This is a genomic window from Flavobacterium seoulense (assembly GCF_000695795.1).
GTDB lineage: Bacteria > Bacteroidota > Bacteroidia > Flavobacteriales > Flavobacteriaceae > Flavobacterium > Flavobacterium seoulense.
Window position 1 is genome coordinate 54,139 of sequence record NZ_JNCA01000013.1, and the last position, 24,187, is coordinate 78,325.

The window sequence follows — 24,187 nt, forward strand, 5'->3', positions numbered from 1 at the left end:
CGTATTTACATAATAACAACCTATTGAAGACTAATAAATTATTTAAAATCAGGTTTATAACTGAAAATGCTAATTTTATAATTAGTTAGAAAAATTTTATAAATTACGGTTGAATGGTGTCTCTATATTTGGCTTAGTATTAATAATTTAATTATTCAAAAAAGCTATGAAAACAACAAAAAGTACCACAGCAAGCACTAAAACGAAAAGTGCAAAAACACCATCTAAATCAAAAGGAAATACAAAATCTTCGGCAGCAGAAGGTCTTAGAGAATTATTTGTAGATTCATTAAAAGATATTTACTGGGCAGAAAAAGCGCTAACTAAAGCTTTACCTAAAATGGCTAAGAAAGCGACTTCAGAAAACCTTGTAAACACTATCAATGATCATCTTACTGTGACCGAAGAACAAGTGGCCAGATTAGAAGAAGTGTTTGAATTAATAGGAGAAAAAGCAACAGCAAAAAAATGTGATGCTATGGAAGGTCTTATTAAAGAAGGAGAAAGTATTATGACAGAAACTGCGGAAGGAGCTGTAAGAGATGCCGGAATTATTGCTGCTTCGCAAAAAATCGAGCACTACGAAATTGCAAGCTATGGAACATTAGCCGCTTATGCTCAAACTCTGGGTGAAGATGAAGCTCTGGCTTTGTTACAACAAACTTTAGAGGAAGAAAAAGAAGCCGATACACTCTTAACTGAAGTAGCTTACAACAATATCAACTTCGAAGCCGCTTCTGATGAAGATTTGGAAAATGAAGAAGAATAAATCCTATTCAATACCAAGGAAAAAACCTGTAATTCTTAAATTAAGAATTACAGGTTTTTTTTAATTATTTCGTGATACTTTCTATAATGAGTCTGGCCGTTTTATCTATTGCCTGAAGTACAATTTCTTCTGGAGAACCTTTAAAAATTTCCTGACAATTAATGTTTTCATTAGGAGTTATGATACTAAAAAAAATGGTTCCAACAGGTTTTGTTGCAGTTTCACTGCCTCCTGCTGTGGTTAATCCTGTAATGGCCACAGTCACTTTCGAATTAAAAAACTGAGCTACCTGCTGCGCTAATATTTGAGTTACTTCGGCAGATTCAGCCGTGTAATTTTCAATTGTTGAGTAAGGTACTTTTAATAATTGCTCTTTTACAAATACCTGATAACATACAATTCCTCCACGCAAAACTTTTCCGGAATCTACAGTCATTGAAAATTCGGCGCTCATTCTTCCTGCAGTAGCACTTTCGGCAAAAGCAATATTCCACCCTTTTTCAGCTAAAGCTTTACTGCATTTTATAACAATCTCTGACGGCATAATTTTGATTTTAATAATAGCTTATTAATACATCTTTCTACACTGCTGTTTTGTAAATTGTTTCATTACTTTTTTCGAGCTGATGAAATAAATCCAAAGCATTTTTAAACTCTTCATCAATATTAAAATAATTGTAGTTAGTCGCTTTTTGTACTAAGTCAAGTTCAGCATTTTCCTGATTGAGCGCACTTGGAACAGCATAAAACACCTCATCTTTAGTAATAAATCCATGTATAAATGCTGCTTTGTCCAGATTGTCATTTTCGAACTTTGGAACTTCAGTTACCTCAGTAATTTTTTCTTCGAATGATTCATAATCGGTGGATTCGCTAACAAAATGAATGGAACGACCTTCTAATTTCTCAGAAAACTGATGTGTAAATTCAAAAAAACGATTTACCGGTCCTGTGTAAAACAGTTTTTCATAATTAGTATATTGGTCTTTTATATCACAATAATCTGTGTCTAACAATACCTCAATATTCGGATTGTCTAATATATTTTCGAACAATTTTGTGAAACCTTCTTTTGGCAATGCCTGATACAAATTTGACAAATAAGCATCATCATGATTATTGCTGACTACTATAGGATTCCAGTCTGAAAATTGATTCACATAATCCCAAACAACATCTTCAGTTGTGTAAAATAAATGTGATCCATATTTAGAAACTAAATTGCCATCTTCATCTAAATAATCATAACAATTTCCTGCAATATGATTTTTCTTTTCGATAATTAAAACCTTCTTTCCTAGTGAGGCATAACGTTCGGCTAAAATTGCGCCTGAAATTCCTGCGCCTATGATTAAAATATCGATATTTTTCATTTTGCAAAAGTTTTAATTATTGATTTCATCTTATCGGCAGTGGTATCCCAGGATGTTTTTTTAAGTGTATGGTAATATTCTAATTCCATTGACAAACGGTCTCTTTTGTCTAATGAAAACTGAATGGCTTCGCTAAATTCATCGGCAGTTTCAATCAGGCTCACACTAATACCATGATTTTTAACAACTTCATTAATTTTAGTCGAAATTATTGGTCTTCCTGCAGCCATATATTCTAATGTTTTTACAGGACTTATAAATTTAGTACTATCGTTTACAACAAATGGCATCATTGCAATATCGAATGCTTTTAGATAATTTGGCAACTGATTGTACAATCTTAGTCCGAAGTAATGGATATTAGGTTCTTTAGGGAGCTCATCTTCGCTAATTCCTACTAATGGTCCAATCATAGCAAATGATACATTAGGTAATTTCTTTGCCACTTCGTGAAGTAATTCTAAATCAATACGCTCATCGATTACACCACAATAACCAACAATTGGTGATTTTAAATGCGTAATATCATCAGGAATAGCGATTCCGTTTAATGCTTTTGCAAAATGATATTGATCTACTGAATTAGGAAAACAATACACATTTTTATGATATTGTTTCTTGATTTCGTACAATGATTTTCCAGCTGTAAAAATGATATTTGCCTGAGTAATTAAATATTTTTCCTGATTGAATAAATGTTCCGGAGCGTTTTTAAATAACGAAAGCTCGTCAACACAATCATAAATTACATTTTCAAAATGAACGGTATCTAATAGCGAATAAAAAACCGCCGAATAAAACCATCCAAAAGGAATACTTTCATTACTTACATATTTAGGAATTATCGAAGCTATAGACGGAATATCTTTTACATTAGGCTGTAAAACATGTAGCATTTCGTCAATAATGATAATGTTTCCTGAATCTTCATTTTCATCGTATGCCAATGGTTCTTCAACAAAAAGAATTTTCATTGTTTTTGCCATTCGGCTAATAATATGTTGCGGACGCTGATAAACAAATTGCCATCTTAAATGACTAAATACAATCATATCATAATATTCAGCTGAATCATGATAAGATGAGATTTCATCAGTAAAAGTTTTTTTTTGGGCGTTGTGTAAATTATCTATCATACTACTAATTTTTAGGTTATTCAATTTAAAATCGTATTCGGAAAACGGGGCATTTTTTCCAAATTTTGCTGACTACAAATTTATAATCAGGTTCTTGTAATTTCTTACACTTTACAGCAGGATAGTTATATAATTACCAGTAATTAGAAATAGTAATACTTATTTTGAATTATAGATTTATTAAATTCAAATTACTTTTTCTTTTTATCACTTTTATTCTCCACAGTTTCTTTAGCTTTACTAATACTTGTAGCAATCGCAGCTCCTTCATCTAATTTTCCATCTCTCAAAATAGCATTAGCAATTTCAATAGCTTTATTTCTAATTTTAACCGAAAGATTCTTCATTGCATCGGGATAATTTTTTTTTGTCCACGGCATAAGCTTAATTTTTAAATTAATACTAAAACCAAATATAATTGGAAGGAGTTTTATCAAATTACACAATTCATTTTGTCCTTTATATAATTAACACTTAAAGAGCTGTCTTTTCTCAATATGGAAATATTGAAATTTCTTTTAAAAATTATGAAACGAATTCTCTCTTAATGATTTATAATTTTACAAAACATCAAATTTGATTTTATAATGTTAGTAATAGATTATAATATTTAACTGAAATAGGAAATCATTTTTTTGAAATAAAAAATTAATAAACAATTAAAATCTAAAGATTATGAGCACAGCTAAAGTAGTATCAGGAGTAGCAGCAGGTCTTGCTATAGGAACAGTATTAGGAATTCTTTTTGCACCTGATAAAGGTTCAGAAACCCGCAACAAAATTATAGACAAGAAAAATAATCTTGTAGATAAAGCGAAATCTAAATACAATAATTTAGAAAGTTCTTTAAAGAATCAATTTCAAAACGTAAAAGAAAACGTAAAAGAAGAAGCTACAGACTTAGCTGAAAAAGCAACAGCTACTGTAGAAAAAAGAAATATTTATTAATATTTCTAACTACAATTAGTTGGAATTTTGTTCGTTATTAATAGAATACAATTAATGTAGTAAAAGATATAGATTATGACTGACAATGTAACAAATACAGCTACTTTTCTACAAAAAACAGAAAATTATAGTAAGGCATTTTTTGAAATGTTTCAACTAAACGCCATTGAGAAATCAGAAGATATAATTTATCTGCTAATTTTTCGATTTGCTGTTTTTATAACAATTGCATTGTCAGTTATAACTATTAGTTTTGGTATTACTTTATGGATTGATGAGCAATTAACAACATCTTTCCATGACTTTTTTATGACAGGATCAATCTTCACCTTATTATTAGCTGTAATCAATCTTTTTCGCTAATATCACTTTCATAAAATGTATTATCAATCAACATAGCTAATAAATAGTAGCACTATGTTATTCCTTAGTATAATCATATTCCATTTTACAAAAGAATAGTTTTCTCATTAAAACTGTAATCTTATTTTGTTCAAAACAGCAATATATTTCTTGATACTGCTGTCAATAATATTGAAAAATCTAATACGGTAATTTCACTAAAATAACATCTCTTAAAAATTGGAATATTATAAAACAATTGGCTAATTGTATAAATTCCTCATCAATAAATAGAATATTTTTATTCTATAACATAAAAATCTTAAATATTATGAAAAATTTATTTACTGTCCGCAAAAGTTTTTTAATAGCAGGACTTATCGCTTTAACATTTATTTCTTGTAAAGATGCTGCAAAACCAGAAGATACTAAAGATGCTGCTGAAGAAATTAACGAAACAAAATTTGAAGAAGTAGATTCTAAAGAAGATCAGGCATCGTTCTTTGTGGATATTGCTGAAATTAATCTGACTGAAATTGAATCAGCCAAATTAGCACAGGAAAAAGCGACTCATCCTGAAGTTAAAAAATTTGCTGCTATGTTAGTTACAGAACATGCTAAAGCAAGCAACGAATTAAAGATGTTAGCCGATAGCAAACAAATTACATTACCAACTTCATTGACTGATAAAGGTAAAAATGAGTATGACCAATTAAACAAAAAAACGGGTCATGATTTTGACAAAAAATTCATTGATGAAGTAATCAATGGTCATGAAAAAGCTATTAAAAAATTAGAAGATGCTTCGACTGATAATGATAATGACCAAAATGCAAAAACCTGGGCTTCAACTCAAATTACTGCATTAACAAAACATCTTCAGGAAGCTAAAATGATTAAAGAAAAATTAGATAAGAAATAATTTTTTTAGCTGAATTACCAAAAAAGGGAAAGTTTTAAACTTTCCCTTTTTTAATTTCCTTATTTCTGATCATCACCACTAGGATTTTGCCGCTCTATTCTCTGGTCCTTTTGAGGATGTTCATCGAGACTTCTATCCTTATCATTTTCTTTATCTCGCTCTTTTTCTTTAGGATTTTCTATTTCTCTGTCAGGTTGATTCTGTTCTTCACTGTTTAACTCAAAACTTTCATTTGCTTCATCAATATCTTTGAGTGCATCTTCATATTTATTATCGGATTCAATCTCATTATATTCTGTATTTCTTAATCCTTTGCTTTCTTCAGCACGATTATTTTGTTGTGATTTATCATATCTATTTTCCATAATAGTTTGTAGTTAAATGTTATACGTATTATAAATTTATTCAGATAATCAACTTAATTATTACAAAATTAACTACGATTTTTTCATAATTAGCACATCCATTATATAAAGCAATAACGCTACAAATAGACATTTAAAAACAAATTGTTTTTTTTAATTTTATTTAGAATAAGTAAAAATAATTTGTTTAAGAAAATTTTAGCATTTACTTTTGCCGAAATAATTCTAAACAAAAAATAAATGAAGATATCTTATCAGCAAAAAATTTTATTTACACTGTTTTTTTTAGTTTCATTGACTATGATGGGACAAAATTCAGGGAAAATTATTGGTAAAGTCACATTAAGTGATAATAGTCCTGCAGAAAATATTGCAGTTGCTTTAAGAAATACAAAATATAATACTGTTACTAATTTTAATGGCCAATATGAGTTTAAAAATGTTAAGCCGGGCAATTACATTTTAAGTATAAATGGTATTGCAATTAAAGCAATTACAGAAAATATAACGGTAAACAGTAACCAGACTATTACTAGAAATTTTAAATTAAATGAAAATAAGGAGGAGCTAAATGAAGTAATCATTAAGAAAAATAAATACAAACAAAATCAGCCTTCGTTGTCACTTCGTTTAAATACTCCAGTTTTAGAAATTCCACAAAACATCCAAATCATTAGTGGTCAAACCTTAAAAGACCAACAAATTACCAGTATGAGTGACGGTGTTATTCGTAATGTTAGTGGAGCAGTTCGTTTAGAACACTGGGGAGATATGTACACTAACATTAATATGCGTGGTTCTCAAATACAAGCTTTCCGTAATGGTTTTAACGTAGTATCCTCTTTCTGGGGACCACTTACTGAAGACATGAGTTTTGTAGATCATATCGAATTTGTAAAAGGACCTGCAGGATTTATGCTTTCAAGCGGAGATCCAAGCGGATTATATAATGTAGTTACCAAAAAACCAACAGGGATCACTAAAGGTGAAGTAAACGTTACAGGCGGAAGTTTTGACTTTTACAGAGCAAGTATTGATCTAGATGGAAAACTAGATAAAAAAGGGAAATTATTGTACCGCTTTAATGGTTCTGCTCAAAACAGAGGATCACATCGTAAATTTGAACACAATGATCGCTATGCAATTGCACCTGTAATTTCATATCAAGTTGATGATAAAACTAAAATTACTTTAGAATATAACTATCAACATGCTAACACTACCGAAGTAGGTTCGTATTATGTTTTTGGTCCTGCTAGTGGCGGATATGCAAATTTACCGGTAGGTTTTACTATGACACAACCTGGTGTACCAGATACAAAAATCAATGACCATAGTGCGTATTTAATGTTTGAACATAACTTTAATTCTAACTGGAAATTTACAGCTCAAACTTCTTATTTTAAATATCTACAACAAGGCTACAGTTCTTGGCCTAGTGCTGTAGGGCCACATTTTATTGATACCGATGACGATAAAATTCCAGATACACAAGTTTTAGACGCTGGAGAAGAAATTAGAAATGTTAGTATCTGGGATGCTGATGGTAATATGTATTTAGGGCAAATGTTCTTAAACGGAAAATTTAACACCGGTAAAGTTACTCATAAATTTTTAGGAGGAATTGATTTAGGTAGTAAAGATTACTTAGCTGATTGGGGACAATCACATGACCTTGATACATTTACTACACCATTTAATGTTTATAATCCAAATTATGGAACACCTGTTAATGGTTTACCTAATTTCGATCGTGAAACACCACTTAAAGAAAGAGCTGTAGCCACATATGGCTCTCAATATGCTGCAGCTTATGCTCAGGATGAACTGGGATTTTTTGAAAACAAATTAAGATTAACACTTGCAGCCCGTTATACCTGGATAAAACAAACAAGTACTTACAGTGATCCAGCCTCTGACGGTCATATCACTCCTCGAATAGGTTTAAGTTATTCAATTAATCCATCCACTTCTATGTACGCATTATACGACCAAGCTTTTTCTCCTCAGCCAGGGATTACCAGAAGTGGTAGTGTAAAACCTCTAACTGGTACAAACAGGGAGATAGGTATTAAAAAAGACTGGTTCAACGGAGCATGGAGCACTACTCTATCTGCTTATAGTATATTGAAGCAGAATGAATTAACAAGTGACCCTCAAAATACTCCCGGAGAAAATTACAGTGTAATTTTAGGTGAGAATAAAGCTGAAGGATTTGAGGTTGATTTAAGAGGTAAAATTGTAGAGGGTTTAAACTTAATTGCCAATTACGCTTTTACAGAATCTAAAGTAACTAAAATTTCAGATGCTATTTCTCAAGCTACAGGTATCAATAAAGGCGATATCATTCCTGGCTATTCAAAACATGTGGCAAACGCATGGTTAAACTATACATTCCCTAGCGGAATCTTAAAAGGTTTTGGCGCTTCTATTGGAGGAACTTATCTTGCCGGACGTCAAACTGATACCTGGAGTCCGGGATTAGAAAAATTACCAACCTATTTCAAAATGGATGGTGGTTTGTCTTATGAAACAAATAAATTTAAAGTAACAGCTAATGTATTCAACATTTTAGACAAATATTTATACAGCGGTTCCTTTTATCAATGGGTTAGTGAAGGAGTATACTATTGGCAAACCGAAGCTCCTAGAAACTTTAGAGTTGGTGTGACTTACAAATTTTAAAAATTACACTTTATAATGCTAAAAGGCTTGTTAATCTTATGGATTACAAGCCTTTTTTTCATAAAAGTAGTACTACTTCAGTTTTATACTTACTCTACCCTACATTCTGGAAAATGTAAAATGGGAAAATTACAAGAATTGGCTATAAAACAAAGTTCATTTGCTTTTGTGTGTAAACTTAAAGCTTCTTCTGTTTTTTCCTTTTCCTGAATAATTACTTTAGGAAACAAACGTATTTCTACAATTCGGCCTGAACCATTTTCTAAAACTTCAAGAGTTGCTTCGGCATTATCTTCATATGAAATTACAGTTATATTGTTTTGAGAACACACATACAAATAAGACATCATGTGACAGGAAGTTACACTGCTCAACAATAAGTCTTCGGGATTGTATAAATTAGGATCACCCTTGAATGCTTTGGCTGCCGAAACATCTAAAATAGCCTTTCCATCAATACTAATTTGGTGCGTTTTAATATATCTTTTGAAAACCAAATTCCAGTTTAATTTTGCCTTGAATAAATGCTTAAATCCCATATATCAAATATAAATCTACTTAACCGCAAAGGTCGCAATGTTTTTCGCAAAGGGCACAAAGATTTAAAAAAATTTAATCTGTACCAATTTCTTAAATCTGTTTAATCTGCGTTCCAATTTTTATACTAGACTTTGAAAAGAAAAATTAGGATATCATAAACAGCTAATCTGTATTTGCTTTATTATATTTGTAATAACAACCTTAAACTGCCCCAAAATGAAAAAGCACTTCAAAATAATTGGCTTATTCTCTTTTTCTATTTTATTATTTTCTTGTAATAGTACAAAAAATGTAAAAAACGAAAAAAGCTCTGAAATCACCGAAAAATATTGGAAATTGATTGAAATTAACGGTCAAAAAGTAACCGTAGAAAATTTTGCAGCCAAAGAACCTCATTTAATTTTAAAAAAAGAAGAAAATAGAGTTAACGGAAACGGTGGCTGTAATTCTTTTTTCGGAACTTATGAACTACAGGCAAATGTGAATCGTATTTCATTTTCAAAAATAGGTTCCACAAGAATGGCCTGTTTAAAGCCTACCGTTGAAAATGACTTTTTTAAAGTACTTGAAACAGTTGATAATTACACGATAAAAAACGATACTTTACAATTAAACAAAGCGAGAATGGCTCCTTTAGCCAAATTTGTAGCCGTATATCTTAAATAAAAAAATATGCTAAACTGGAACGACCTTATAAAATATGCCACACATGGCAATCCAACTCCACCAAAACGAGTAGAAAAAACTGCTCAGGAATGGAAAGCAATGTTAACTGACGAAGAATATTATGTAACGCGTCAGCAAGGAACTGAAAGAGCACATAGTTCAGAAATGTGTAATCTTTTTGAACCTGGAAAATATGCCTGTAAATGTTGTAAAACACCTCTATTTGATGCTACAACTAAATTTCAAAGCGGAACAGGCTGGCCTTCTTTTACGCAGCCAATGGTTGTTGAAAATGTTGCTTACAACAAAGATGTGAGTTATGGAATGATTCGAATTGAATGTGTTTGCAATATTTGTGATGCTCATCTAGGACATGTTTTTCCTGATGGACCTGAACCAAGCGGTTTACGTTATTGCATTAACGCAGTTTCTTTAGAAAAAATAAAAGAGTGAAAGTTCTTAAATCATTAAGAAATTTAGAGAATTAAGAGTTAAAAATTCCGAACATTAAAAACAAAGCCGACAGTCTTTAAAAAACTTGTCGGCTTATTTATTTTTAAAATAAAACTTAAATTACCTGAATTTCTTAATGGTTTAATAAACAATTAGTTCATTAAAAAAACAACTAATCCTCTGGCTCCATGAGCTCCAAGAACTAATGACTGTTCGATATCGGCAGTTTTAGAAGGTCCGGCTATAAAAGTACCAAAACCATAATCTAAATTACCAATACGCTCATAAGCCTGTTGCATTGTAGGCAAAATGTCTTTTTTATTTACAATAATAGATAAATATTGCGCGATAAAAGGAGAAACTCTTTGACCAAGAATTCCATCGGTCACCCAAAGTCCTGAATTTTCAGCCACACCAAAATGAGCTGTTACAATTGATAAATCAACATTAGCTAAACTATGCGGATCATCATTTGTCCAATCCGTTTCTGCAATATCTCCAAATTCCGGGATAGTGGTAATTATTCTTTTAGCGGTAGGATAATGAGTAGCAATGTAAGCTTTCACTTCTTCAATACTGTTCACTTCTTCACAAAAACCACCAATTCCCTTCAAAACCGTTTTATAAGTTTCAATTACATCTATCTTATCTAAACCTAAAAAGCTAAGACTAGGTAATTCATTTAGGTCTGTAGGCTGATTACTTTTTATTTTATTTAAAATACTATCTCTACTGCTCATTATTTCTTGTCTTTAGATTCTTTTGCTCTTTTAGCATACCATTCTCTAAATGATTCCTCTGGTGGTGCTGGCATTTCTCGTTGGTTGTACCAGGCATTCATACTATTATTAACCATAAACGGCATGTTTTTAATCACAAATCGGCCTGCTTTTCCTGCGATTTTAAAAACTGTAGGATTTGCTAAAACTGCCGACATTCCTTTCATAGCCATTGTTTTAGAAGATGGAGTATAACCTTCTTTAACTAAAACCTGACGCCATTTATACAACTGATCGTGAATATCAATTTTTACCGGACAAACATTAGTACAAGAACCACATAAAGTACTTGCAAATGGCAAATCGGCATTCTTTTTCATGTCTAAGTTTGGAGCCAAAATCGAACCAATAGGACCTGCAACGGCATTGTGATAACTGTGTCCTCCACTTCTTCGGTAAACCGGACAAGTATTCATACAAGCTCCACAACGGATACATTTTAATGAGTTTCTAAATTCTTCACGTCCTAATTGAGTACTTCTGCCATTATCAACAATTACAATGTGCATTTCCTGACCTTCTCTTGGTTTTTTAAAATGGCTTGAAAAAGTTGTAATAGGCTGTCCTGTAGCACTTCGGGCTAAAAGTCTTAAAAATACTCCCAGATGTTTACGTTCTGGAACCAGCTTTTCAAATCCCATACAGGCAATATGTACATCAGCAAGATGTGCACCCATATCGGCATTTCCTTCATTGGTACAAACCACAAACTCTCCTGTTTCGGCAACAGCAAAGTTTACTCCTGTCAAAGCTATTTTGCGCGTCAGAAACGTATTTCTTAATTCTTGTCGGGCAGCTTCGGTTAAATATTGAGGATCGTTATTCCCTTTTTCTGTATGTAAATGTTCATGAAAAGTATTACTTACATCTTCTTTTTTAAGATGAATTGCAGGCAATACGATATGACTTGGCGGTTCTTTTCTTAATTGAACAATAAATTCCCCTAAATCAGAATCAATTACTTCAATTCCATTGTCTGCTAAGTAATCATTCAAATGACATTCTTCGGTAAGCATTGATTTTGATTTTACCATTTGGGTAACACCATGCTTAGCAATGATCGAATGTACTATTTTGTTGTGTTCGGCTCCATCGGCAGCCCAGTGAACAATGATTCCGTTTTCTTTGGCTTTAGCTTCAAATTCCTGTAAATAATGATGCATGTTAGAAAGCACATTAAATTTTATTTTAGAAGCAGTATCACGTAATGCTTCCCATTCTGGTATAGCATGAGCTGATTTATCTCTTTTTGAACGAACAAACCAAAGTGTTTGATCGTGCCAGTTTACACGTTCTACATCTTTATTAAAAATAGCCGCTGCGTGACTATGATCTATTGTATTTTCTTTCATATATGTGAAAGTTTAATTTTTTATTGTCAAATATGGTATCACCTTGTATTTATTAATAGTGGCGATTTTATATTGAGTTTAAAATTTCTGCAATGTGAATTACTTTAATATTGCTTTTTTGTCTTCTTAGAATTCCTTCTAAATGCATTAAGCAAGACATGTCTCCTCCTGTAATGTAATCTACATTGTGTTCTTTGTGATCTTGTATACGATCTTGTCCCATTTTTACTGAAACTGCCTCTTCTGTAACACAAAAAGTTCCTCCAAAACCACAACATTCATCTTTTCTGTTTAAAGAAACTAATTCTAAACCTTTAATAGAACTTAATAACTGATTAGGTTTAGAAAAAGGAGCAGCATTAAGCTCACTCATTTGCGAAAGCTTTAATCCACGCTGCCCGTGACAACTTTGATGCATTCCTACTTTGTAAGGAAAATTTCCTTCAATCGATTCTACTTTTAATACATCGGTTAAAAATTCTGTCAATTCATACACATGCTTTCTAATATGCGTAGCAGCAGCTTCATTCTCTTTAGAATGAAGGTGTTCCTTCACATGCATAGTACAACTTCCGGAAGGACAAACGACATAATCAAATTCAGAAAAATTATTTACAAAATTAGTATCACATCCTCCTGTTAAATGAGCGTAACCGCTATTAGCCATTGGTTGACCACAGCAGGTTTGATCCATTGGGAAACTTACTTCACATCCAAATTTCTCTAACAACTCTAAGCTTGCAATACCTATTTGCGGATAAAATTGATCCACATAACAAGGTATAAAAAGTCCAACTTTCATAGTGCTGATTTTTATTTTTTTCAAAGATACTATGTAATTCGCATAACTACTATTGGAATTTACATCCAACTTTAGTTTATACTCATTCCATAGAGTTTTTATTTATTGTTTAACACTTTAATTAAAATTGCCTATCAATATTCTTTTAAATTGAATGATGATAGGCATATTTATATTAATGTTTGTAAAATTTTAAATCTATTAAATCATTTTGAATTGGTTTTGCATTCCAATTCTTATGAATGGCCAGAGCGGCTCCCAATGAACTGGCTTGTGCCATCGATGCGGCATAAACTTCCATTGTTGGGAAAGCTTCGGCTAATAAATTCATATAAATTGAGTTTTTACTAAATCCTCCGTCAACAAAAACTTTCTTTACCGGACTGTTGTGAATCACTAAGTTAGTAGAAACAATTTGTTGAGCGATTAGATCTAACATCAATTGGTGATAAGCTACATCATAGTTTTCAAAAACCGATAAATCTCTCGTGTTGAAAGGACAGTCTTTTAAAATACTACTGTCTCCCTGATACTGAACAAATTTAGCTCTTAATTCATTAATAATATCCTTATCATAAAGAACGTGCTTGTATGAATCAACGGCTACATTAAAATGTTTTGCCAGTTTTAACGATTGAATTTCGTGTTCATTTCCTGCAAACAAACGAGAAGCTTTTACTGGTTTACCTTTATAATGTAAAAAGCATAAGCAATCGTTTTGTAATTCATCAAAGGTTAGCTTTTTATCATTAAACGGGTTCATTGTAATTACCCAGGTTCCTGTTGATAATAACACAAACGGATCTTCAAAATTGATAATGTAAGGAATCAAAGCTGATGAACTGTCATGTAAACCAATTCCTACTGCAATATCGTTTTCGATAATAACAGCGTCTTCTGAACTATGAATTGGAGCTAACTTTTCAGTAATATTTTGCTTTCTAATCCATTTGTGGTATTTCATTTTATTGAAATTCCAAAGATTAGTATGACATCCTATACTTGTAATATCAGTAAATCCTTCTTTTGTTAAGAGAAAACTCATGTATTGTGGTAAATGCAAACAGTATTTTACCTTGTCAAAAACCTCTGGGTTTTCTTTTTTCAAACGGTAAATTTGCATTCCGGAATTTAAGCTTCCCAAAACTGGTGAAGCAGTTTTTACTGCAAAAACTTCTTCTCCTTTGTATTTAGTATAAAACTTATTCTTAAGATTTTCAGGATATGGTTTCAGGTAATTGTACAAAGGCGTTAAAGGATTTCCTTCTTCGTCAATATACACAAAACTAGCACCATAAGTACTAAAATTAACGGCTTTTAAGTTATATTGGGTTTGAGATTTCATCTGTTCCCAACAGCCCAAAAACCAGTCTTTTAGCGCTACAATATCTTCGCATGGAAATCCGTCTTCATCAACTGTCTCTGAAAGATTTACTGAATTTTCCCAGACAATTTGATAGCTTTCGTTAAATAGAAAGGCTTTTTTATTTGTTTTTCCAATATCGAAAATGGCTACTGCATTCATTATTTAATTATGTGTTATATGTTATGAGTTATGGGTTATGGGTTTATTATTTTAGTCCGAAAGGGCTCAATCATATACAGTCAGTTTTTTTAATAATAAAAAAACTTCATAACTCATAACTCATAACTCCTAATTCAAAATTATAATCCTGTTGCTACAGTTTTTAATCCTCTTTCTCCAATTAAGTTCTCACGAACTCCTAATTGACGGTATAAAGCCACTGGATTAAGAGCTGCACCAGAACGTAAACGAGCTTCAGCAACTAATGCACGAACATCTGTACGGAAAGCATTTTGTAAAATTTCCTGAGCTTTCACTACATCATTTTCGTTTTGAGCAATTTCTAAAGCTTTTCTGTCAACAGAAAGAGCCTGAGCATAAGCAATCATAATCGCCTCAACAGATTGTAATAAATCTTCCATTGGATCTTTTATATTGTGAGAAGCATCAATCATCCAACCTAAATCAGTTGCATGGTTCATTCCTCTGGCGTCCATTCCTTCAACTAATTCGCTAAAGATTAAGAATAACTGATAAGGTTTTAATGCACCTGCAGTTAAATCGTCATCTCCGTATTTAGAATCATTGAAGTGAAAACCTCCTAATTTATCATCCATCAATAAGATAGAAACAATTTGCTCAATATTAGCATTTGGAAGGTGGTGACCTAAATCAACTAAAGTTTTCGCTTTATCACCTAATTTTTTTACATAAGAGTAAGATTGTCCCCAGTCAGCTACTGTAGTTGAGTAGAAGTTAGGCTCAGCACATTTGTACTCTAAGAATAATTTCCAGTCAGCTGGTAATGCAGCATAAATTTCCTGTAAACTTTCTAAAGTATTTTCGTAAGCTTTACGGAAATTCAATTGTCCTGGAAAATTAGATCCATCAGCTAACCAGATTGTTAATGAATTAGAACCTAATTCAGCTCCTTGCTGGATCACATCAATATTATGTTGAACCGCTTGTTTACGGATTGCTTTGTTTACATTTTGTAATGAACCAAACTTGTAAGAATGCTCACTATTAGCCTGGTCTTGAAATGTATTAGAGTTAACAGCGTCAAATTTCAAATCGTGTTGAGCTGCTAAAGCTTTGATAGACTTATAATCAGTCACAGTATCCCAAGGAATGTGTAATGAAATAGCTCCTGAAGCTTTGTTTAAAGCGTGTAGCAAACCTACATCTTCGATTTTTTCTTCTAATGAACGAGGCTCTCCACCACCTGCAAAACGACCAAAACGAGTTCCTCCTGTTCCTAAAGCCCAAGATGGAATTGCAATTTGGAAATCAATTAATTTTTGAATGATGCTTTCACTTTGAGCAATTTCTGATGCTGTGAAAACTAATTTGTTTTTATGTGCAGTATAAAGCCCTTCGTTGTGAGCTGCAATTTTATTAGAATCTAATATCATGATAATTTAAATTTTTAAGGTAAATAAAAAACTTCTTTAAGTGAAATACTCACTGGAGAATTGTCAGGATTGGCATCCATAATGTCTCCCATATATTTCCACCATTTTTGCATAACAGCATGTTTAGGTAGTTCGTCTAATCGGCTAGGATCTTCAATTTTTAAAACACCAAAAAGGGCATGTGTATCATCATCAAAAAAAATGGAGTAATCTTCTACTCCTACACTTTTTAGTAATTCGGCTAATTCCGGCCACAATTCATCATGTCTTTTTTGGTACTCTTGAACCTTACCCTGATGCAATTGCATTTTAAATGCTACTTTTTTCATACTAAATGGAAGTTATAAATTAGGAAGTCCTAAACAATTTTGAAACCCTAAATTGTTATAAAAAATTATTTTAAAAAAGGATAAAAAAATTAAAGATGCAGTAATCAGATTAAGAAAAATCTAACGCCCGAAAAGAATCGGACGTTAGATGAATCAATCTAAAAACTAACATCTAAAATTATCTATAAAAGCCCATAGATACTCCACCGTCAACATTTAATGCATTCCCTGTTGATTTGCTTAACAAACCTCCAACAAAAGCATAACATGCGTTAGCGATATCGTCTGGTAATATAATTTCGTTTAATAAAGTACGCTTAGCGTAGTAAGCTGGCAATTCAGCTACAGTAATTCCGTAAGCTTTAGCACGTCCTTCAGCCCATCCACCTGACCAAATGTTTGAATCAGAGATTACAGCATCTGGGTTTACAGTGTTCACACGGATTTTATCAGCTCCTAATTCAGCAGCCATCAAACGAGTCAAGTGAGCCTGAGCCGCTTTAGCTGAACCGTATCCAGGGTTGTTTGGTCCTGCAACAACTGCATTTTTAGATACGATGTTTACGATATCTCCACCAAAACCTTGCTTACGCATTACTTCGATTCCAGCTTTAGAAACAATAAATTGTCCTTTAACTAAGATATCATATAATCTATCCCACTCCTCTAATGAATGCTCAGCAATTGATTTAGAAATACTGATTCCTGCATTGTTAACTACAATATCAACTCCTCCAAATGCTAAACAAGCAGCATCTAAAGCTAAAGCTGTACTAGCATCATCAGTAACGTTTAATAAAGTACTAGAAACAGCATCTTTACCAAAAGTTTTTACGAAATCAGCAGTTGCTCCTTCTAAACGCTCTTCGTTAATATCATTGATTACGATACAAGCACCTTCTTCAGCGAATTTTTTAGCGATAGCCTTACCAATTCCTCCTGCAGAACCAGTAATTAAAGCGATTCTTCCAGATAATGCTTTTGGTTTTGGCATACGTGATAATTTAGCTTCTTCTAACAACCAATACTCGATATCAAAAGCTTCCTGACGTGGTAATGCAATGTACTCAGAAACTGCCTCAGCTCCTTTCATTACATTTACAGCATTTGTATAATATTCAGATGCCAAACGAGCCATTGTTTTGTCTTTTGCAAAAGTAAACATACCAACTCCTGGATATAAAATTACAACCGGGTTTGGATCACGCATTGCTGGTGAGTTCGATTTTTTGCAAGTGTTATAGTACTCAGTGTACATTTGACGATACGCTTCAAAAGCAGGAGCTAACTTCGCTTTGATAGCATCAACATCAGATAAATCTTCGTTTGGAGCCAATTCGATTACTAAAGGACTAATTTTAGTTCTCAAGAAGTGGTCAGGACAAGAAGTTCCAAGAGGAGCTAATTTCTCTAAATCATTAGAGTTGATGAATTCTAAAACTCTTGCGTCATCAGTATAGTGACCAATCATTTTACGCTCAGAAGAACAGAAACCTCTCAAGATTGGAGCTAATTTAGCAGCCTGTACTTTACGAGCTTCAACATCTAAACTTTCGATTTTTTGACCTCCAAAAACAGGACGTGTTTTTCCGTAGTTAGACTCTAAATACTCAGCACATTTCTCGATTACTTCAAGAGTGTTGATATAACTTTCGTATGAAGTATCTCCCCAAGTAAATAAACCGTGAGATCCTAACATTACTCCTTTTAATTTTTTTCCTTTAGCAGCAGCTTCTTCAAGGCAGGCACGCATTTGCAAACCTAAGTCGAAACCTGGACGTTGCCATCCAACCCATCCAATCTCACCATTGAATAATTCTTCAGTGATTTTTTTACCGTCTTTTGCAGCAGCAATAGCAATAGCAGCATCCGGGTGTAAGTGATCGATGTGAGCAAATGGTAAGAAACCGTGTAATGGAGTATCGATTGAAGGCGCTTTTGAAGCTAAATCAAAAATACAGTGGTTGAATAATTCCACCATTTCGTCTTCATGCTCGATTCCTCTGTAAACGTTTTCTAAGTTGCGTAATCTTTCTAAGTAAAGAGCAGCACAACCTGATTTTGTTAATGTTCCAATATCACCACCAGAACCTTTAATCCACATTACTTCAGAATCAGCTCCTGTTAATGGATCTTTATCAGTAATTTTTACAGAAGTATTACCACCCCCGTAGTTCGTTAATCTCAAATCAGCTCCTAATAAATTAGAGCGATAGATAAAAAGTGCTACTTCATCTCCTGCTAGTTCAGCAGCTTTTGCATCATCCCAAAGGTAACTTACGTGTTTAAAAGTCATTGTGTTTGTATTTGACATTGTTATATTAAATTTAAAATTGTTAATCTATTTTATAGTGAATTCCCTATACCAACTAAAACAATTGACAAGAACATTAATGAAATTCCGAAAAAGAAAACTTTATAAGTCTTATCCGAAACACCTTTCCATTCTTTCAAATAGAAGCCCCAGAAATTAGCTGTCAAGATAATTGTTGACATGTGTAAAATCCAAGATCCTGCTCCATTCCCCATTTTACTTTCTCCCATTCCATAGAAGAAAAATTGTAAAAACCACATTGTTCCGGCAATAGCAGAAAATATAACGTTTTTAGCAATAGGAGTATTTGCATTAGTATAATCGCTAAATGTTTTATTTTTAAAATTAAGGTACATACACCATAAGAAATTGGTTGTAAGACCTCCCCAAAGCAACACTACATAAGTAACGTTATTTTGGTACAAAAATTCTCCCTGTCCTGGATTTAATACTTTCCAAGCCTCATTAGCTGTATCAGCCATTGCTTTTCCTGCTTCAATTCCGAAATTAAAGAACGAACTTAAAATACCTGAAATAATAGCAATGATAAGACCTTTAACCAAGTTAAAATCTTTGTCTTTGTCCTCATGTCCTACAGCAAAGTCTTTTTCTTTAAGTGTTCCTGCTTTTCCTAAGAATACAATTCCTAAAATACAAACTAATACCCCTAACAAAACTAATTGTCCTCCTGAAGTAGAAGCCATTTCAGTAAATGATTCTTTTCCTGTAGTAGGATTAAAATTATAATAAATAGGCGGTACTAAAGCTCCAAAAGCCGAGCAAAAACCTAAAGTAATCGAATTTCCTAATGACATTCCTAAATAACGAACACCTAAACCGTATGTTAATCCTCCAATTCCCCAAATTAATCCCATTGTATAAGTAACGGTTTTAATTGATGGCGAAGCAGCAGCAATAATATCAGTGAAATTTGGAATCGTTAAGTAAGCTGCCAATGGCGGAACAATCAACCATGAAAAAAAACCTCCTACAATCCAGTAGCTTTCCCAAGCCCAACCTTTGACCTTTTTAAAAGGCATATAAAAACTTCCGGAAGAAAATCCTCCAATTGAGTGAAAAAGAATACCAAGAATTGATTCCATAAATAAATTTAAGTTAAAGGTTAATTAAATAGAAGTGTAAAATAAAAAAAAAGGAAATTTAAAACTGTCCTGTACAGTCCTTGTATTGGCAAGATTTATGAGTATTTTAAACATTTATTACAGATTTTATACTAATTGTTAAAAATCGATCAAAATTATCAGCATAAAAGATAATTGAAAATAGAGCGGTTAAACAACCCAAACACCTACAAAGAACCTCTGAGAATCAATTTAAAAGGATTTTCAATATGCTCTTTATTATTTTCTAACACTAAATTTGCTGCTGTAATTCCCATCATTTTAAAATCTGTAGAAATAGTGGTCAGTCCATTCATTATATAATTTTTTAATGGCGTTTCATTGTAGGAAATCAAACCTACCTGCTTTCCTACCGTTAAATTCAGGCTAATGATTTTATCGAGAATTTTAACCAAATCTTCTTCCATCAGGTTAATATAGACTTCTCCTTCGCTTACTTTTTCTTCATCAAGATTATTAACGATTTTAAAGTTAAACGCATAATTGTAACAAAAATTCTCAAAGCCTTTTACAATCTCTTTCGAGAAATAACTATTAACAGGGAAAATCAATTTTAAAGTATGGTATTTACTCAAAGGCTCTAAAGCTTCACTTAAAGCATTGTAGATATCAAGTTCAAAATTTTCATAAACGGCAGCATAATCTCCGCTAATATTTTTGATTTTTTTACCAACTAGGATTAATTTATCTTTTGGAATATCTTCAATCAATAATCGATAAGCATCTGATTTTTCGATAAAATGGGGGATAATAACATAATGAGTATATTCTGTTTTTTGTTGCTTCAGTAATTTTTTGAACAAAGCATAATCATTATTATAAATGTAAAAATCAATTGCGGCTTTATCTCCCAGAGTTTCAACAAAGGCATCATAAATTATTTTTTTATGCGCACTTAGTTTATTAAACATTAAAAATATCTTAATATCCTGCGAAACATCAGTATTGGCAATAAAATAACCTTTACCATGAAAAGCTTCTAAAATTCCCATTTTTCGGAGAATATTATAGCCTTTTTCAACTGTAACTCTCGACATTTCGTATTGAAAACTGAGTTCATTAATAGAAGGCATTGCATCTCCTGTTTTCAAAACTCCCTGCTTAATAGCATTTAGAATAGCATTTACTAATTGCTGGTATTTTGGCGTAGCCGAAAATTCATCAATAGTGAGACTATCTATTTTTGAAGTTTTTTTCATCTATTATGCACTGAAATTAAAAATCAGACGTCAAATATAGTATTAAAAAAAACTCTAATCTATAAATTTAGTATCGAAAAAATTAAAAGACTATATTTTACACTTTAATTACTAAATAGTATCTATTAGTACTTTCTTTTTAACCACTCTTCTGGAACCGGAATTATACAAATATTCATACTGCGATTATCTTCGCTCAACATAGCCGACTGAATTTGGATTTTAGTTCCGTCAGGACTCATCGTAGGATGTGGATGATCAGATGCTGTTGTTTTATGACCTGTAGAAAGCAATAACATTTCATGAGTATGGCGATCAATCAGATAAATACTTCTAGAAAAATCATCTCCTACCGCCCATCGGCCGTCCGGCGAACCACTTACATGCCATAAACCGCTACCTTTCTCGGTTTGACCTTCTATTCTCATTTCTCTGGTTCGAAAATTTACAATACCCAATCCCGTTGGTTTTTCTCTTGTTCCCGAAATTCCCCAGGCTGCTTCCTGCCCAGGATTAGCTCCGCTTACTGCCGTACCAGTGGTATCTAAACCTTGAATTTTTCGGTGCCCCATAATCGCAAATGCTACTTCGTCTTTACTAATTACCGCTTCATGCGTTACCCATTCGTATTCTGATTCGGGATATAATGGTCGAAGTCCTGTTCCGTCACTCAACACAGTCCAGGTACGTTGTGGAGATTTCCCTCCTGTTTCCCAGCAAAAAACAATTTCGCCCGCTACCCAAGGATTGGTTTGTATGTGTCCTACTTGAAAAGGAACTGATATCACATGTTTTAACTCGGCAGTATGTACATTCATAGCTGCAATTCCTGAAGGCCCTGCTCCCATTTTTCTGGGACCATAACTTTCTTCCAATTTTGTATCAGGAGCCAAATGTCTCGCTGCTTCTTCTTTTCCTACTCTAAAATAAGCCCAGTTTTCATCACCATCCAAAGCCAAATCACCACCTGCTCCTATCTCTGGTTTTATGGTGCCGCAAATTCGCTGATAGTAATTTGCTTTTTTAAGTTTTCCAATTTCACTATCAGCGAATAATTTTTCCAAATCTACTTCTACAATTTGCATTGCTGCCGGTTCCGATTTATCAACTTTAGTTTTATTTACAGCCTTATCTGATGCTTTTCTCATAAAATAAAGCTTCATGCTATTACGTGCTACATTGAGCATGCCTACAAAACCACCTTCGGTTACCTGAACCATTTCACCAGTTTGCTCATTTACAGCCATCGCTTCACCTTCTACTCTATTCGAACGAAAAATAAGCCACTTCCCATCAGATGTCCATTGATTGTGTGTTTGATAAATTTTATTATCACCCATTGGTTTACTAGTCAAAAAAGTCAGCATCGTTCCCGTAACAGGATCTTTTACCACTTTTTGTTCCGAAGGAAATCGTTTTCCTATTTGCGCATTGGCATTCGCCGTTAGCAATAAAAAACTACTCAAAATGCTAATAATAGTAAACTGTTTCATATATGATAGTATTAATAGGTTTTGTTTTTTATTGTTTTCAATTCCAAATCTTTCAAAGGCTTGCTATCTTTTACTGAAAAATTATCAACGTTCTTCAACACAATTGATGACGAATTTTCTCCTTTATCCATGGTGACATTTCGAAGTTTAATTCCATTTACATCGTTTACTATTATCGCGGGACGTGTTTCATTCCCCATCAAATAGAGATTAATATTATTCAATTCTATGTTTTTAACATGCCGGATAAAAAATCCGTAGGCAGGAATTATTCCGAATTTTTGTGGCTCCGGATATGCTTTTTCAAATTCCGGAACTTGTTGCTGAATATTTTTTATCGAAAGAGAATCAAGCGGACGGTACCAAATACTGATATTACTCAAACGTACCTCTTCAATATCATGACCCGGAATTCCGCTAATTAGTGTTGCAAAACGGGAATCGGCATTGTACACATTGATGTTACTGATATTAATACGCTTCAAAGATCCTATTGGTGTGCCTTCTGGTGCCCGCATTCTACCACCAAGGCGTAAAAAAATAGGTGAATTAATAATATCCCGCATGGTAATATTAGTAATCGTAACATCTTCCAGCAAACCACCATCGACAGTTTCAAGTGCTAATCCGCGGCAATATTCGAAAATACAATTACTTATTGTAATATTTTTAAAACCACCATTCGATTCGGTTCCAAATTTAATACGGCCTGTTGGTCCTTCTTTATCTGGCACTAAATGAGCTTCATTACGCTGATACGTTCCATTGTAAAAAGTACCACGATCAAAACCGCTTACGCTACAATTAGTAATTGTTACATTTTCGGTTGGTCTGGCATAGCCCAAAGCAAAGGAACTTTTTAAACAAATTCCGTCATCCCAAGGAGAATTAACAGTGCAATTTGAAACACGAACATTTTTACAGCAATCAATATCAATTCCGTCCCGATTAGTATCAATCTTAAGATTATCAATTGTTAAATTATTTACTCCTGTTGCTAATATCCCAAAATGACCGCCATATAAAATCGTAAAATCTTTCAATATTACGTTTCGGCATAATTTTAAAGCAATGGCTTTGTTGCCTATTGGCGCCCGCAATGGTCCATGTCTGGTTAGTCCTTTACCATGAATTATTCCCGGACCAAGAATAGAAATGTCTTCTAAATTCTCGCCCCAAATTAAGCTGTTATGCCAATGACTGTGTCCAAAATCCTGAAAAGTATCATTAATTGCGGTTTCGGGTGCATCATAACCCAAATCTCCTGAAAGTGTTGCCGCTTCAATTGTAGCCCCCTGATCTAAATAAAGTGAAATATGACTTTTAAGCCGGATTGAAAAACTAAGATAAGTTCCCGCTGGAAAATAAACCGTACCTCCGCCTGCTTTGGCAGCAGCTTCAATAGTTTTATTAATAGCTTGGGTGTCTAAAGTTTTACTATCACCTTTAGCACCAAAATTCCTAACATTAAAAACAGTTTCCTGTGCCGCCTGAATAGTACTCAAACTTAAAAATATAAAACAGAAACACAGTAAATATTTCGGCAAAAATAGTTTGACAAAGCCAATGCTTTTTTTCATAACCCTAAAGAAAATTGATTGATAATTCTATGCAATTTACAAATTCAAAATAAATAGT

General features: G+C 32.9%; 24 protein-coding genes. 7 read left to right on the top strand and 17 right to left on the bottom strand.

Going from position 1 to position 24,187, the window contains the following annotated elements:
* Positions 1 to 166 precede the first annotated feature (166 nt).
* Entirely contained in the window at positions 167 to 769 is a 603-nt protein-coding gene (locus FEM21_RS06665; protein ID WP_035659048.1) for a YciE/YciF ferroxidase family protein, read from the top strand.
* A gap of 64 nt (positions 770 to 833) precedes the next feature.
* Here FEM21_RS06665 and FEM21_RS06670 read toward each other — a convergent pair whose 3' ends face one another.
* The 4 genes from FEM21_RS06670 to FEM21_RS06685 all read right to left on the bottom strand — a co-directional run bounded on the left by FEM21_RS06670 (position 834) and on the right by FEM21_RS06685 (position 3,658).
* The gene (locus FEM21_RS06670; protein WP_035659049.1) at positions 834 to 1,313 is read right to left on the bottom strand and encodes a CinA family protein; all 480 of its coding nucleotides are present in this window, start codon (positions 1,311 to 1,313) and stop codon (positions 834 to 836) included.
* Positions 1,314 to 1,350: 37 nt separating this feature from the next.
* Complete coding sequence (locus FEM21_RS06675; RefSeq protein WP_035659051.1) at positions 1,351 to 2,142, bottom strand: UDP-galactopyranose mutase; 792 nt, start codon at positions 2,140 to 2,142, stop codon at positions 1,351 to 1,353.
* Positions 2,139 to 3,278 (bottom strand): glycosyltransferase, encoded by a 1,140-nt coding sequence (locus FEM21_RS06680; RefSeq protein WP_081824659.1) that lies wholly within the window; start codon positions 3,276 to 3,278, stop codon positions 2,139 to 2,141. The genes FEM21_RS06675 and FEM21_RS06680 overlap by 4 nt, the downstream gene beginning before the upstream one ends.
* Before the next feature lie 191 nt (positions 3,279 to 3,469).
* On the bottom strand, positions 3,470 to 3,658 hold the full coding sequence (locus FEM21_RS06685; RefSeq protein WP_035659053.1) for a DUF2188 domain-containing protein: 189 nt from the start codon (positions 3,656 to 3,658) through the stop codon (positions 3,470 to 3,472).
* Between the two features lie 295 nt (positions 3,659 to 3,953).
* Here FEM21_RS06685 and FEM21_RS06690 point away from each other — a divergent pair, with 295 nt between their 5' ends.
* The 3 genes from FEM21_RS06690 to FEM21_RS06700 all read left to right on the top strand — a co-directional run bounded on the left by FEM21_RS06690 (position 3,954) and on the right by FEM21_RS06700 (position 5,490).
* Positions 3,954 to 4,226: a YtxH domain-containing protein gene (locus FEM21_RS06690; protein ID WP_051627521.1), complete on the top strand. Its 273-nt coding sequence runs from the start codon at positions 3,954 to 3,956 to the stop codon at positions 4,224 to 4,226.
* Positions 4,227 to 4,301: 75 nt separating this feature from the next.
* Positions 4,302 to 4,589 (top strand): hypothetical protein, encoded by a 288-nt coding sequence (locus FEM21_RS06695; RefSeq protein WP_035659054.1) that lies wholly within the window; start codon positions 4,302 to 4,304, stop codon positions 4,587 to 4,589.
* A gap of 310 nt (positions 4,590 to 4,899) precedes the next feature.
* A complete protein-coding gene (locus FEM21_RS06700) occupies positions 4,900 to 5,490 on the top strand; it encodes a DUF4142 domain-containing protein (RefSeq protein ID WP_051627522.1) in 591 nt (196 codons plus the stop codon).
* Between the two features lie 59 nt (positions 5,491 to 5,549).
* On the opposite strand, the gene FEM21_RS06705 is transcribed toward FEM21_RS06700, so the two are convergent.
* Complete coding sequence (locus tag FEM21_RS06705) at positions 5,550 to 5,855, bottom strand: hypothetical protein (RefSeq protein ID WP_035659055.1); 306 nt, start codon at positions 5,853 to 5,855, stop codon at positions 5,550 to 5,552.
* A gap of 240 nt (positions 5,856 to 6,095) precedes the next feature.
* Between FEM21_RS06705 and FEM21_RS06710 the strand changes: the two genes are divergently transcribed.
* Positions 6,096 to 8,540: a TonB-dependent receptor gene (locus tag FEM21_RS06710; protein WP_035659056.1), complete on the top strand. Its 2,445-nt coding sequence runs from the start codon at positions 6,096 to 6,098 to the stop codon at positions 8,538 to 8,540.
* An 89-nt stretch (positions 8,541 to 8,629) separates the two neighbouring features.
* On the opposite strand, the gene FEM21_RS06715 is transcribed toward FEM21_RS06710, so the two are convergent.
* Entirely contained in the window at positions 8,630 to 9,079 is a 450-nt protein-coding gene (locus FEM21_RS06715) for an OsmC family protein (protein ID WP_035659057.1), read from the bottom strand.
* Positions 9,080 to 9,296: 217 nt separating this feature from the next.
* Here FEM21_RS06715 and FEM21_RS06720 point away from each other — a divergent pair, with 217 nt between their 5' ends.
* Together FEM21_RS06720 and msrB are read left to right on the top strand one after the other, a co-directional pair.
* On the top strand, positions 9,297 to 9,746 hold the full coding sequence (locus tag FEM21_RS06720; protein ID WP_035659059.1) for an META domain-containing protein: 450 nt from the start codon (positions 9,297 to 9,299) through the stop codon (positions 9,744 to 9,746).
* A 6-nt stretch (positions 9,747 to 9,752) separates the two neighbouring features.
* On the top strand, positions 9,753 to 10,199 hold the full coding sequence (gene msrB, locus FEM21_RS06725; RefSeq protein WP_035659060.1) for a peptide-methionine (R)-S-oxide reductase MsrB: 447 nt from the start codon (positions 9,753 to 9,755) through the stop codon (positions 10,197 to 10,199).
* Positions 10,200 to 10,351: 152 nt separating this feature from the next.
* Here the strand turns inward: msrB and FEM21_RS06730 are convergent, their stop codons facing one another.
* The 11 genes from FEM21_RS06730 to FEM21_RS06780 all read right to left on the bottom strand — a co-directional run bounded on the left by FEM21_RS06730 (position 10,352) and on the right by FEM21_RS06780 (position 24,054).
* Positions 10,352 to 10,939, bottom strand: coding sequence for a LutC/YkgG family protein (locus FEM21_RS06730; RefSeq protein ID WP_035659061.1), 588 nt, complete (start codon positions 10,937 to 10,939; stop codon positions 10,352 to 10,354).
* Positions 10,939 to 12,330, bottom strand: a complete 1,392-nt coding sequence (locus FEM21_RS06735; RefSeq protein WP_035659062.1) for a lactate utilization protein B — start codon at positions 12,328 to 12,330, stop codon at positions 10,939 to 10,941. Before FEM21_RS06735 ends, FEM21_RS06730 begins: the two co-directional genes overlap by 1 nt.
* Positions 12,331 to 12,397: 67 nt before the next feature.
* Positions 12,398 to 13,132, bottom strand: a complete 735-nt coding sequence (locus FEM21_RS06740) for a (Fe-S)-binding protein (RefSeq protein WP_035659064.1) — start codon at positions 13,130 to 13,132, stop codon at positions 12,398 to 12,400.
* A gap of 175 nt (positions 13,133 to 13,307) precedes the next feature.
* On the bottom strand, positions 13,308 to 14,657 hold the full coding sequence (locus FEM21_RS06745; protein ID WP_035659065.1) for an FGGY-family carbohydrate kinase: 1,350 nt from the start codon (positions 14,655 to 14,657) through the stop codon (positions 13,308 to 13,310).
* A gap of 140 nt (positions 14,658 to 14,797) precedes the next feature.
* A complete protein-coding gene (locus tag FEM21_RS06750) occupies positions 14,798 to 16,072 on the bottom strand; it encodes a TIM barrel protein (protein ID WP_035659066.1) in 1,275 nt (424 codons plus the stop codon).
* Between the two features lie 14 nt (positions 16,073 to 16,086).
* A complete protein-coding gene (gene rhaM / locus FEM21_RS06755) occupies positions 16,087 to 16,401 on the bottom strand; it encodes an L-rhamnose mutarotase (RefSeq protein ID WP_035659067.1) in 315 nt (104 codons plus the stop codon).
* A gap of 178 nt (positions 16,402 to 16,579) precedes the next feature.
* Positions 16,580 to 18,715, bottom strand: coding sequence for a bifunctional rhamnulose-1-phosphate aldolase/short-chain dehydrogenase (locus FEM21_RS06760; RefSeq protein ID WP_035659069.1), 2,136 nt, complete (start codon positions 18,713 to 18,715; stop codon positions 16,580 to 16,582).
* A gap of 32 nt (positions 18,716 to 18,747) precedes the next feature.
* The gene (gene rhaT / locus FEM21_RS06765; RefSeq protein WP_035659070.1) at positions 18,748 to 19,818 is read right to left on the bottom strand and encodes an L-rhamnose/proton symporter RhaT; all 1,071 of its coding nucleotides are present in this window, start codon (positions 19,816 to 19,818) and stop codon (positions 18,748 to 18,750) included.
* A 206-nt stretch (positions 19,819 to 20,024) separates the two neighbouring features.
* Positions 20,025 to 21,056, bottom strand: a complete 1,032-nt coding sequence (locus FEM21_RS06770) for a winged helix-turn-helix domain-containing protein (protein WP_035659072.1) — start codon at positions 21,054 to 21,056, stop codon at positions 20,025 to 20,027.
* A gap of 125 nt (positions 21,057 to 21,181) precedes the next feature.
* Positions 21,182 to 22,549, bottom strand: coding sequence for a TolB-like translocation protein (locus FEM21_RS06775; protein ID WP_035659073.1), 1,368 nt, complete (start codon positions 22,547 to 22,549; stop codon positions 21,182 to 21,184).
* 11 nt (positions 22,550 to 22,560) lie between these two features.
* A complete protein-coding gene (locus FEM21_RS06780; protein WP_236353556.1) occupies positions 22,561 to 24,054 on the bottom strand; it encodes a rhamnogalacturonidase in 1,494 nt (497 codons plus the stop codon).
* Positions 24,055 to 24,187: the final 133 nt, after the last annotated feature.

What these genes read in the sequence shown, in the direction of transcription:
- FEM21_RS06665 (WP_035659048.1), top strand. Translation starts at nt 167, where the DNA reads ATGAAAACAACAAAAAGTACCACAGCAAGCACTAAAACGAAAAGTGCA.
- FEM21_RS06670 (WP_035659049.1), bottom strand. Translation starts at nt 1,313, where the DNA reads ATGCCGTCAGAGATTGTTATAAAATGCAGTAAAGCTTTAGCTGAAAAA.
- FEM21_RS06675 (WP_035659051.1), bottom strand. Translation starts at nt 2,142, where the DNA reads ATGAAAAATATCGATATTTTAATCATAGGCGCAGGAATTTCAGGCGCA.
- FEM21_RS06680 (WP_081824659.1), bottom strand. Translation starts at nt 3,278, where the DNA reads ATGATAGATAATTTACACAACGCCCAAAAAAAAACTTTTACTGATGAA.
- FEM21_RS06685 (WP_035659053.1), bottom strand. Translation starts at nt 3,658, where the DNA reads ATGCCGTGGACAAAAAAAAATTATCCCGATGCAATGAAGAATCTTTCG.
- FEM21_RS06690 (WP_051627521.1), top strand. Translation starts at nt 3,954, where the DNA reads ATGAGCACAGCTAAAGTAGTATCAGGAGTAGCAGCAGGTCTTGCTATA.
- FEM21_RS06695 (WP_035659054.1), top strand. Translation starts at nt 4,302, where the DNA reads ATGACTGACAATGTAACAAATACAGCTACTTTTCTACAAAAAACAGAA.
- FEM21_RS06700 (WP_051627522.1), top strand. Translation starts at nt 4,900, where the DNA reads ATGAAAAATTTATTTACTGTCCGCAAAAGTTTTTTAATAGCAGGACTT.
- FEM21_RS06705 (WP_035659055.1), bottom strand. Translation starts at nt 5,855, where the DNA reads ATGGAAAATAGATATGATAAATCACAACAAAATAATCGTGCTGAAGAA.
- FEM21_RS06710 (WP_035659056.1), top strand. Translation starts at nt 6,096, where the DNA reads ATGAAGATATCTTATCAGCAAAAAATTTTATTTACACTGTTTTTTTTA.
- FEM21_RS06715 (WP_035659057.1), bottom strand. Translation starts at nt 9,079, where the DNA reads ATGGGATTTAAGCATTTATTCAAGGCAAAATTAAACTGGAATTTGGTT.
- FEM21_RS06720 (WP_035659059.1), top strand. Translation starts at nt 9,297, where the DNA reads ATGAAAAAGCACTTCAAAATAATTGGCTTATTCTCTTTTTCTATTTTA.
- msrB (WP_035659060.1), top strand. Translation starts at nt 9,753, where the DNA reads ATGCTAAACTGGAACGACCTTATAAAATATGCCACACATGGCAATCCA.
- FEM21_RS06730 (WP_035659061.1), bottom strand. Translation starts at nt 10,939, where the DNA reads ATGAGCAGTAGAGATAGTATTTTAAATAAAATAAAAAGTAATCAGCCT.
- FEM21_RS06735 (WP_035659062.1), bottom strand. Translation starts at nt 12,330, where the DNA reads ATGAAAGAAAATACAATAGATCATAGTCACGCAGCGGCTATTTTTAAT.
- FEM21_RS06740 (WP_035659064.1), bottom strand. Translation starts at nt 13,132, where the DNA reads ATGAAAGTTGGACTTTTTATACCTTGTTATGTGGATCAATTTTATCCG.
- FEM21_RS06745 (WP_035659065.1), bottom strand. Translation starts at nt 14,657, where the DNA reads ATGAATGCAGTAGCCATTTTCGATATTGGAAAAACAAATAAAAAAGCC.
- FEM21_RS06750 (WP_035659066.1), bottom strand. Translation starts at nt 16,072, where the DNA reads ATGATATTAGATTCTAATAAAATTGCAGCTCACAACGAAGGGCTTTAT.
- rhaM (WP_035659067.1), bottom strand. Translation starts at nt 16,401, where the DNA reads ATGAAAAAAGTAGCATTTAAAATGCAATTGCATCAGGGTAAGGTTCAA.
- FEM21_RS06760 (WP_035659069.1), bottom strand. Translation starts at nt 18,715, where the DNA reads ATGTCAAATACAAACACAATGACTTTTAAACACGTAAGTTACCTTTGG.
- rhaT (WP_035659070.1), bottom strand. Translation starts at nt 19,818, where the DNA reads ATGGAATCAATTCTTGGTATTCTTTTTCACTCAATTGGAGGATTTTCT.
- FEM21_RS06770 (WP_035659072.1), bottom strand. Translation starts at nt 21,056, where the DNA reads ATGAAAAAAACTTCAAAAATAGATAGTCTCACTATTGATGAATTTTCG.
- FEM21_RS06775 (WP_035659073.1), bottom strand. Translation starts at nt 22,549, where the DNA reads ATGAAACAGTTTACTATTATTAGCATTTTGAGTAGTTTTTTATTGCTA.